Source organism: Streptomyces sp. T39 (genome assembly GCF_008042045.1).
Lineage (GTDB): Bacteria > Actinomycetota > Actinomycetes > Streptomycetales > Streptomycetaceae > Streptomyces.
In genome coordinates this window covers 1112352-1122239 of the sequence record NZ_RDBP01000012.1, presented here as the reverse complement: position 1 = coordinate 1122239, position 9888 = coordinate 1112352, and the positions used below count along the sequence as shown (strand labels likewise).

Here is a 9888-nt window from a genome sequence, read left to right as displayed (position 1 = left end):
AAAAATGCACACAAGGTGCTCTTGACGGGTCTCGGACACGTAGAGCGTCCCGGGGCCGTGCCCTAAACCCGCATCACTCGGTTAGATGAGTGTGGACACCAGAACACCCCGGTCCGGGTTCGACGATCAGCCTGCGCTGAGCATGGTCAAGGTGCACTGCGATCCCGCGCAGGTCATCGTCAACCACGCCAGCTTCCGGGTGCAGCTCGGGCAGAGCGCGCGCCCCGCGCGCGACCTGGCGGACTCCGCGCGGCTCGCCCCCTTCGGCGCGGCCGGCGGCGCGGGAGTGCCCGGCGCGGCAGGAGCGGCCGGCAGGGTCGTGCGGCGCAGGGCTCCCGTCGTGTGGAGCGGCAGATCCGCGCCGGGGGACGTGGGTGCCACGGGCCTGCTCCAGGCCGTGCGCAACTCCACCCTGGAGCAGGACGACCCGTACAGCACCGGCTCCACCCAGGTCATCCCGCGCGTCGACCTCGCCGGCGACACCGTCCAGCACCCGGCGGTCACCGACACGGTGCTCCCCGAGCACCGGGACCGGCCGCTGCTGCCGCCCATGCGGCAGGCCGTCGGCGCCTACGACCCCCCGGCCTACGGACGCGACGGCGGCGGGCACCACGGGTACGGCGGCGCGCCGTACGACGACGGGCCGTCGCACGCGTACGACCTGAGCCCCGACGACGGCGACGAGCGCGCCGGGACCGGCGCGCCCACGGGGCACCGGGCGGCCGGGGACCACACCCGGCACGCCTACTACCCCGGCCGCCGGATGAACCTCGGGGTCGTCCTGCTCCCGCTGCGCATCCTGCTCGGGCTGATCTCCGTCTACGCCGGCATGGGCAAGCTCTGCGACCCCGTCTACTTCGACGGCGGCGAGCGGGGCTCGATGGTCCGGTGGCTCGGTTCGCTGGAGCCGTGGGCCCTCGCCGAGCCGATGCGCGACTTCGCCCTGGCGCATCCGGTGGGATCGGGCCTGACGGTGGCGTTCCTCCAGGTCATCGTGGGTGTGCTGACCCTGCTCGGGCTCTGGCAGCGGGTCGCGGCCGTGGTCGGCGCCCTGCTGTCCGCCGCGCTGATCCTGACCGTGAGCTGGCGGACCGTCCCGGTCTACGACGCGCCGGACATCATCTTCCTCGCCGCCTGGTCGCCGCTGATCATCGCGGGCGCGCCCGTGTACTCCATCGACGGCCGGCTCGCGGGCGAGGCGTGGCGCACGCTGGGGCCCCGCTCCGACATCCGGGACCTCAGGCACCGGGTCCTGCGCCGCGGCGGCCTGGTCGCCGCCGTGGTCGTCGGCCTGACGATGCTCATCGGCTCCATGCTCGGCGGGGCGGTCCGCTCCACGGAGATGGTCACCGTCCCCGGCCCCGGCCAGAACCCGGCCAACCACCTGCCGGGCGCGCCGCTCCCGCAGGAGTCCGGCGCCGAGCGCAGCCCCGCGGCCCGGAAGAACAGCCCCACCCCCTCGGCGACGCGCTCCTCCACACCGGAGTCCAAGGCGTCGACGCCCGCCCAGGAGGCCCCCCGCGAGACGCAGAGCTCCGGCGGCTCCCCGGGCCGGTCCCAGGGGACCACCGGGCAGCCCTCGACGGACTCCCGCCCGGCCCCGCCGCCGCCCACCGATTCGGGCCCTGCCTCCGGCACCGGCACCGGCGGCGGCACCACGGGCGGCTCGCCCGGCACCGGCGGATCGGGCGGCTCCGGCACCGGGACGGGCGGCGGTGACAGCGGCGGCTCCGACGGCGGCAAGGTCATCGGCGGCCTGCTGGGCTGACCCGCGTCACACGGGAGGAGGGTGGCACCGGATCTCTCCGGTGCCACCCTCCTGTGCGTCCTCGGCTCACGTGTCCGCACCTCGGCCGACGTGTCCGCTCCTCGGCTCACGTGTCCGTGCCGAGGGGTTCACCGTGCCTGAGGGCTCCCCGTGCCGGAGGGATTCACCGTGCCTGGGCGGCGAGCTCCTTCGCGGCCTCGGTCAGGTCCTTCGCCGTGTCGATCGCGCGCCAGTACGCCCCCTGCGGCAGCGGGAAGCCCGCCAGCCGCTTGTCGCGGGCCAGCCGGGGGAAGGTCGTGCGCTCGTGGTCGCCGACGTCGGGCAGCAGACCGGTGAACTCCGCGGAGAACACGTAGACACCCGCGTTGATCAGGAACGGCGACGGGGGCGACTCGATGAAGTCGGTGATGTGGCCGAAGGTGTCGGTCTCCACCGCGCCCCACGGGATCCGGGGACGGGCCAGGGCCAGCGTCGCCGCGGCATCGCGTTCGGCGTGGAACTCGGCCATCTCCCGCAGCGAGAAACGGGTCCAGATGTCGCCGTTCGTCGCGTACCAGGGGCGGTCCGGGTGCGGCAGGCTGGCCGCCGCGTACTTGAGACCGCCGCCGCGTCCCAGCGGCTCGGTCTCCACCACCGTCGTCACCCGCAGCGGCAGATCGGCGCCCGCCAGCCAGTCCTGGAGCACCTCGGCGAGGTGGCCGCAGGAGACGACCGCGTCGGTCACGCCCTCGGCGGCGAGCCAGGCCAGCTGATGGCCGATGATCGGCGTCCCCGTCCCGGGGATCTCCACCATCGGCTTGGGGCGGTCGTCGGTGTACGGGCGCAGCCGCGAGCCCTGGCCGCCCGCCAGGACCACGGCCTGCGTCGGATGCGTAGGCGTATGCATGCCGTGAACGATAGGTGCAGGCCAAAACGGGAAGGGGACCGGACCCGTGTGGACGGGTCCGGTCCCGGTGCCGGCAGGGTGCGGCGCGCTCGCGCCGTCGGGGGTTCCCCGGGTCCCCGGTGGTCCCGGGTGCCGTGGGTCAGTGGCCCAGGGCCTGCTGGGAGACACCGGTGGCGAACGAGGTGTCGCACACCGGCCGGGAGAAGCGCTGGGCGCGCGTCGGGCCGTAGCGGTCCACGGCGGCCCGGCCGAGGTCGCGGGCGAGCGCCATGCAGTGCTGGGCGAGCGACGGACGCGTCTCGACCGCCCGCTGGAGGGACGTGAGCGCGACGCCCGGGTCCTTCGTCTGGAGCTCGGTGAGCAGCTTGTCGCGCAGCACGTCCTGGGGGGCGCGGGACGCGGCGCGTACGGAGACGTTCTCGGACGAGGCGGTGAGCATCTGCGACTCGGTCGACTGCCCGGCCCACGGAACGGTGGAGACCGCGAGGGTCCCGGAGAGCACCAGGACGACGGGCAGGACGAGGGCGAGGGTGCGGCCGATGCGGCGGGCTGTGTGGGTCACACGGGGGAGCGTAGCGGGCGGTGATGACCTGGCGACATTCAGTCACTCACGTGGGTGATCATTCAGGGCTTTCTTTCGATTAGCGTGTTGACGCCCTGGGGTGAAGTGCCCCGAGATGCCGGGTATTTGTCGGACCGGCATCGCGCCGCACACGAGGCCGGGCCCCGCACCTGGAGAGGTGCGGGGCCCGGCTTTGCGTCTCACCGTGACCGGCGCCGCGGGCGCCTTCCGTCAGGGGGCGCGTCAGTCGCTGAGGCGCTCGCCCGTCGACGTGGAGAAGACGTGGAGCTCACCGGCGCGCGGCACGACGTGCAGCTCGCTGCCCTTGTCCGGGACGCTGCGGCCGCCGACGCGGACGACGAGATCCTTGTGCTCGCCGCCGACCTGGGCGGAGCCGTAGACGTAGCCGTCGGCGCCGAGCTCCTCGACGACGTTGACCGAGACCGCGAGGCCGGCCGGCGCGTCCTTGGAGAGGGTGCCCGCGGCGGTGCCGCCGTGCTCGACGACGTCGAAGTGCTCGGGGCGGACGCCGACCGTGACGGTCTTGTCGCCGCGCTCGCCGGCGGCGGCCAGGGCCTCACGGGTGACCGGGACGACGCTGTTGCCGAACTTGACGCCGCCGTCGGTGATCGGGACCTCGACCAGGTTCATGGCGGGGGAGCCGATGAAGCCGGCGACGAAGAGGTTCGCGGGGCGGTCGTACATGTTGCGCGGCGAGTCGACCTGCTGGAGCAGACCGTCCTTGAGGACCGCCACACGGTCGCCCATGGTCATGGCCTCGACCTGGTCGTGGGTGACGTAGACGGTGGTGATGCCGAGGCGGCGCTGGAGGGACGCGATCTGCGTACGCGTCGACACACGGAGCTTGGCGTCGAGGTTCGACAGCGGCTCGTCCATGAGGAAGACCTGCGGCTCACGCACGATGGCACGGCCCATGGCGACACGCTGACGCTGACCACCGGAGAGCGCCTTGGGCTTGCGGTCCAGGTACTCGGTGAGGTCGAGGATCTTCGCGGCCTCTTCGACCTTCTTGCGGATCTCGGCCTTGTTGACGCCGGCGATCTTGAGCGCGAAGCCCATGTTGTCCGCGACGGACATGTGCGGGTAGAGCGCGTAGTTCTGGAACACCATGGCGATGTCCCGGTCCTTCGGCGGCAGGTGCGTGACGTCGCGGTCACCGATGCGGATGGCGCCGCCGTTGACGTCCTCGAGCCCGGCGAGCATGCGCAGGGAGGTGGACTTTCCACAGCCGGAGGGGCCGACGAGGACGAGGAACTCGCCGTCCTCGATCGCGATCTCGAGCTGGTCGACGGCGGGCTTCTCGGAACCCGGGTAGACGCGGGTCGCCTTGTCGAACGTGACTGTAGCCATGCTGATGCTGCTCCTTCACCGGCAGGAACGTGCCGGACGATCCGAGTAAGGGAGTGGTGTAGTCCAACGGAGTGAACCTGCCGTGACGCTACCTGGCGATCCGGGTTCTGTCAGCAGTTGCCAGGCGACGAAATTTTCGGCCGGCGGGGTGTGGGGGTTGGTTACACTGCTCTCGCTGCCTCCTTAGCTCAGCTGGCCAGAGCACCGCTCTTGTAAAGCGGGGGTCGTCGGTTCGAACCCGACAGGGGGCTCCAGCGCGAGAAGGCCCCCGGTCCAGTGGACCGGGGGCCTTCGACATGAGGTCCGGGGTGCCCCGCATCACCCACCGGAGGCGGTGGTGGGGATGGGCGACGCAGCCGACGCCGCTGCCACACCGCGGAGGCCCGGCCACCGCCACCACCGCAGGTGAACCATCGTGCTGGTGCCGAGCACCCCGATCGTCAGGCGTGTCCGTCCGTGTCGGCTCCAGGCGTCCGGCGTTGCCGGAGTCTCGTCGAAAGTGTGACCAACATCCTTTCTGTCCGCGAGACTTGAGTACTACGGGGGTGTTTCGGAGGACCTGGGGAGAGGTGCGTCGGATGGGGCGGCGTTCAGGTGGGTTGATCTCGTCGTGGGCTGAGGCGCAGCGCCAGCAGCAGCGGCAGCGCGAGGCCCAGCAACTGGCAGTGCTGCGGCAGCAGCGTGAGCACGACCGAAGACAGCGGGAGCATGCGCGGGACATGGCGCGGATGCACCGGGAACAGCGGGCCGCCTACCGCGGTCGGCGGGAGCAGGAGGTGCTGGCCCGGACGCAGGAGATCGACGCGCAGGTCGCGGCGCTGGAAGGACTGCTGGCCGAGGGGTGTACGGCGGCTCCGTTCCGGACGGAGACCCTGCGGCGGGAGGAGAGCGTCGAACCGTTCGCCCCGGGGGCACTCGCGCAGCCCGTGGTGATGCCCGATCCCAACCGGTACCAGGCCCACGGGGGCGCGTGGACCGCCGCCGGCAGAGCGCAGGCGCAGCAGGAGGCACGGGCGCGCTTCGAGCAGGACTGGTACGCGGCGCAGGCGGCCGAAGCCAGGCGGCTCGCTGACCTGGAGGCTTACCGCGGGCAGTACGAGGCGTGGGCGTCGGCCCGCCTCGCGGAGATCAGGACGCACAACGCCGGGATAGCGGACATGGTGCGGGCGCTGCGCGCGGGCGAGCCGGACACCGTCGTCGAGTACTTCTCGGCCGCCCTCTACTCGTCCGCCGCCTGGCCGGACGGCTTCCCGCGCCAGGTCTCGGCCGCGTACGACCGGGCAGCCCGGCAGCTCGTCCTCGACTGGGAGCTTCCGGCCTTCCAGGTGGTGCCGGAGGCGAAGGGGGTGCGCTACCTGGTGGGGACGGACCAGGAGAAGGTGGTGCCCCGGCCGGCCGCCCAGCGGCGGGCTCTGTACCGGGACGTCTTGGCCCAGAGCGTGCTCCTGGCCGTGCGTGAACTGTTCGCGGCCGACGAGCTGCGCGTTCTGGACGGTGTCGTGCTCAACGGCTTCGTCGATGACGTGGACCCGGCCACGGGCCGTGCCGGCAGGGTCGTCGTGGCCTCCCTGTCGGTCGGCCGGGCGGCGTTCCAGCTCGTGAACCTCGCCCTGGTCAGCGCGGTGGACTGTCTCACCGGCGGGCTCGGCGGCAACCTCTCGGCCCGCCCCGACCAGCGCGTCGCGGTGCAGCCCGTCCGCTCTCCGGCGCAGGTCGGTTCCGGGGTGGTGTCCCACGGGGACGGGGAGGAGCCGGATCTCCTTGCGATGGACCCGATCGCCTTCGAGGGCCTAGTGGCCGAGCTGTTCCGCGCCCGAGGCTTCCAGGCGATGACGACGCAGCGTTCGAACGACGGCGGGGTCGACGTGGACGCCGTCGATCCCGATCCCATCAGCGGCGGCAAGATCGTCGTGCAGGTCAAGCGATACCGCAGGACGGTGCCTGTGGCGGCGGTCCGCGAGCTGTTCGGCACCGTACAGGCGGGTGGTGCCAACAAGGGTGTTCTGGTCACGACCTCGGGGTTCGGGCCGGGCGCCTACACCTTTGCCAACGGCAAGCCGCTGACCCTGGTCTCGGGCGCGGAACTGGTGGAACTGCTGCACACGCACGGTCTCCGGGGACGGCTCGGGGACGGTACGGGCCCGTCCCGTGGCCGCTCCGGGACGGCGGGCCAGGGCCCGGAGCCGGAGGCGGCGCACGGCTCGGACGGCTCGGACGAGGAGACCTTCGACGAGGACTTCAACGTCCTCGGGATGTCCTGGCACGGTGGCGTCGCCCTGGACGTCTGTGCGCTGGTCTGCGCGGGCGGACAGGTGCTCGGGGACGAACACTTCGTGTTCTTCAACAACCACGCGACGCCCGAGGGGTCGGTTCGGATGATGCGGTCCTTCGCTGGGGACCGGGCGGCGATCCGGGTCGCCTTCGATCAACTGCCGTCCGCTGCAGATCGGTTGGTGCTGGTCGCGGCGATCGACCCCGAGGTGAACCCGGAAGCCGACCTGGCGAGCTTCACGGACGCCGGAATCCGGCTGCGGGATGCCTCCGGTACGGAGCTGGACCGGCTGGTCGTGTCGGACGGACGGCCCGGCGAGACGGCCCTGGTCCTCGGCTCGTTCCGGCGGCGGGCGAGCGGTGACTGGGACTTCGTGCTCGGCGGCAAGGGCTACACCGGAGGACTGGAGGAGCTGGTGGGGGACTTCGGTATCGAGGTGGCGTGACCCGCAATCAGGCCGGGCGGCGACGGCAGGGGACCCCCGTGCCGCCCGGCCGTGCCTCGGCTCAGTGGCGGCCCGAGATGCGGTCGGCCCAGGTGGCGAGGCGGGCGGTGGTCGGGGTGTGGGTGGTGGATTCGCGACGGTCGGCGTGGCGGTAGGCGGCGTAGAGGGTGCGGACGCCGAGCCAGCGCAGGGGTTCCGGTTCCCAGGTGCGGACCTTGTGGCCGACCCAGGGGAGGGCGGTGAGGTCGGTGGGTCCGGACTGGCCGGAGTCCTGCTGGATGAGGTCGCGCAGGGTGCGGGCGGCGAGGTTGGACGTGGCGACGCCGGAGCCGACGTAGCCGCCGGCCCAGCCGAGGCCGGTGGAGCGGTCCAGGGTGACCGTGGCGCACCAGTCGCGGGGGACGCCGAGGACGCCGGACCAGGCGTGGTCGACGGCCGTGCCCGCGAGGCGGGGGAAGAAGCGGACGAGGATCTCGCGCAGCTCCTCGACGGTGGCCGGGTGGGTGCGGCCGTCGTTGTCGGTGCGCGAGCCGAAGCGGTAGGGGACGCCCCGGCCGCCGATGGCGATGCGGCCGTCCGCGGTGCGCTGGGCGTACATGTAGGCGTGGGCCATGTCGCCGAGGGCCTCGCGGCCCTCCCAGCCGATCTCCGCCCAGACGGACTCGGGCAGCGGCTCGGTGACGATCATGGAGGAGTTCATGGGGAGCCAGGTGCGGCGCCGCCCCTTGAGCGAGGCGGTGAACCCCTCGGTGCAGCGCAGGACGTACGGCGCGCGGACGGTGCCGTACGGGGTGACGGCGTGCTTCGGGCGGATCTCGGTGACCGGTGTGGACTCGTGGACGGTGACGCCGAGCGCCTCGACGGCCGCCGCGAGGCCCTTGACCAGTTTGACGGGGTGCAGGCGTGCGCCGTGCGGGGTCCAGCTGGAGGCCACCGCGCCGGTGACGCGGATGCGCTCGGCGGTCTCGCGGGCGCCGAGGAGTTCGCGTTCCTTCTCCCCGAAGGCGATCTCCACCGCGTGGAACGCCTTGAGGCGGGCGAGCTGGGCCGGGGTGTGGGCGATCTCCAGGACGCCGCCCCGGTGGATGTCGGCATCGATGCCCTCGCCGTCGGCGACGCGGACGACCTCGCCGACGGTGTCGTTCATGGCCCGCTGGAGGCGGACCGCCGCTTCGTGGCCGTGGAGCCTGGCGTAGCGGTCGCGTCCGGCGATGCCGTTGTAGAGCCAGCCGCCGTTGCGGCCGGAGGCGCCGTAGCCGCAGAACCGGGCTTCGAGGACGGTGATGTTGAGGAAGGGGACGGCCTTCTTCAGGTAGTACGCCGTCCACAGGCCCGTGTATCCGCCGCCGACGATGCAGACGTCGGCGGACGTGTCGCCGGGGAGGGGTTCGCGGGGAGCGGGCGTGCCGTCCTGTGCGTACCAGAACGATATGCCGCCGTTGACGGTGTTCATGTGGATCGCCGCTTCCCTGCCGGTCCTGCGCCGCCCGGTGGCGGCGAACGTGTGCGCGTGGCGGGAATGTACTGCGCCCGTCGGCGGCCCGCGACAGGTGGTCCGTACGATCGCCGGGTGATCGAGATCCCCCGTGAGCTGGTCGCCTCCCTGCTGTCGTACGGCGAGGAGTCCGGCCGTGCCCTGGTGGCGGAGCTGCCCGGCCGGGCGGAGGAGTTCCTGGCGCGATGGGGGCTGCGGATCGACGGGCGTTCGCTGCACGGGCGGGTGTCGCTGGTGCTGCCGGTGGTCCGTGCCGACGGTACGCCCGCGATGCTCAAGCTCCAGGGGCGTGACGAGGAGACCGAGGGCGAGTGGCTGGCCCTGCGGACCTGGGCGGGCGACGGGGCCGCGCTGCTGCTGGAGCACGACGCGGACACCGGGACGCTGCTGCTGGAACGGGTGGTCCCGGGCCGGCACCTGTCCTCGGTGGCCGATGCCCGCGCGGCGACCCGGACGCTCGCGGGGCTGCTGGCGCGGCTGTCGGCGGTGCCTGCGCCCGCGGGGCTGCGGCGGCTTTCGGACCTTACGGACCGGATGCTGGAGCGGGTGGCGGACACCGTGCCGCTGCCGGCCGGCGACGGGGAGCGGCGGCTGCTCCTGGACTGCGCCGCGGCGGTCCGGGAGGTCGCGGGGGAGCCGGGGGACCGGCTGCTCCACTGGGACCTGCACTTCGACAACGTGCTGGCAGGGGAGCGGGAGCCGTGGCTCGCCATCGACCCGAAGCCGCTCGCGGGGGACCCGGGGTTCGAGCTGATGCCGGCGCTCTGGAACCGGTTCGCTCCGCAGGACGTGCTCTGGCGTTTCGATCTGCTGACCGAGGCGCTCGGGCTCGACCGGGAGCGTGCGCGGGCCTGGACGCTGGGCCGGGTGCTCCAGAACGGGCTGTGGGCGTGCGAGGGGGCGGGGGACGGGCCCGTCCGGCTCGACGCGGCCCTGGTGTCCGTCGCCCGGACGCTGCTGGCGCGGCGAGCCGGACGGGCCCGTCCCCCGCCCCCTCGCACGCCCACAGCCCGTTCTGGAGCACCCGGCCCAGCGTCCAGGCCCGCGCACGCTCCCGGTCGAGCCCGAGCGCCTCGGTCAGCAGATCGA

Annotated in this window: 6 protein-coding genes, 1 tRNA gene and 2 pseudogenes; 4 read left to right on the top strand and 5 right to left on the bottom strand. The window is 72.8% G+C overall.

Annotation, left to right across the window (positions count from 1 at the left end; all coding sequences use genetic code 11):
* Positions 1-85: 85 nt before the first annotated feature.
* Entirely contained in the window at positions 86-1768 is a 1683-nt protein-coding gene (locus EAO77_RS05905; RefSeq protein ID WP_147987026.1) for a DoxX family protein, read from the top strand.
* Between the two features lie 163 nt (positions 1769-1931).
* On the opposite strand, the gene EAO77_RS05900 is transcribed toward EAO77_RS05905, so the two are convergent.
* The 3 genes from EAO77_RS05900 to EAO77_RS05890 form a co-directional block, all read right to left on the bottom strand.
* Positions 1932-2654 carry an NDP-sugar synthase gene (locus EAO77_RS05900; protein ID WP_147987025.1) on the bottom strand — a complete coding sequence of 241 codons (723 nt, stop codon included), beginning with the start codon at positions 2652-2654 and terminating at the stop codon, positions 1932-1934.
* A 139-nt stretch (positions 2655-2793) separates the two neighbouring features.
* Complete coding sequence (locus EAO77_RS05895) at positions 2794-3216, bottom strand: hypothetical protein (RefSeq protein ID WP_147987024.1); 423 nt, start codon at positions 3214-3216, stop codon at positions 2794-2796.
* Positions 3217-3459: 243 nt separating this feature from the next.
* The gene (locus tag EAO77_RS05890) at positions 3460-4587 is read right to left on the bottom strand and encodes an ABC transporter ATP-binding protein (protein ID WP_147987023.1); all 1128 of its coding nucleotides are present in this window, start codon (positions 4585-4587) and stop codon (positions 3460-3462) included.
* Between the two features lie 177 nt (positions 4588-4764).
* On the opposite strand from EAO77_RS05890, the gene EAO77_RS05885 reads away from it, so the two are divergent.
* A tRNA-Thr gene (locus EAO77_RS05885) sits at positions 4765-4841 on the top strand.
* A gap of 465 nt (positions 4842-5306) precedes the next feature.
* Positions 5307-7304 carry a restriction endonuclease gene (locus tag EAO77_RS05880; RefSeq protein WP_261993813.1) on the top strand — a complete coding sequence of 666 codons (1998 nt, stop codon included), beginning with the start codon at positions 5307-5309 and terminating at the stop codon, positions 7302-7304.
* Between the two features lie 61 nt (positions 7305-7365).
* On the opposite strand, the gene EAO77_RS05875 is transcribed toward EAO77_RS05880, so the two are convergent.
* Positions 7366-8757 carry an NAD(P)/FAD-dependent oxidoreductase gene (locus tag EAO77_RS05875; RefSeq protein WP_147987021.1) on the bottom strand — a complete coding sequence of 464 codons (1392 nt, stop codon included), beginning with the start codon at positions 8755-8757 and terminating at the stop codon, positions 7366-7368.
* Between the two features lie 66 nt (positions 8758-8823).
* Here EAO77_RS05875 and EAO77_RS05870 point away from each other — a divergent pair.
* Positions 8824-9756, top strand: a pseudogene (locus EAO77_RS05870) (aminoglycoside phosphotransferase family protein); the annotation flags it as partial.
* A 16-nt stretch (positions 9757-9772) separates the two neighbouring features.
* Here EAO77_RS05870 and EAO77_RS41245 read toward each other — a convergent pair.
* Positions 9773-9888: pseudogene (locus EAO77_RS41245) on the bottom strand (hydroxyurea phosphotransferase); the annotation flags it as partial.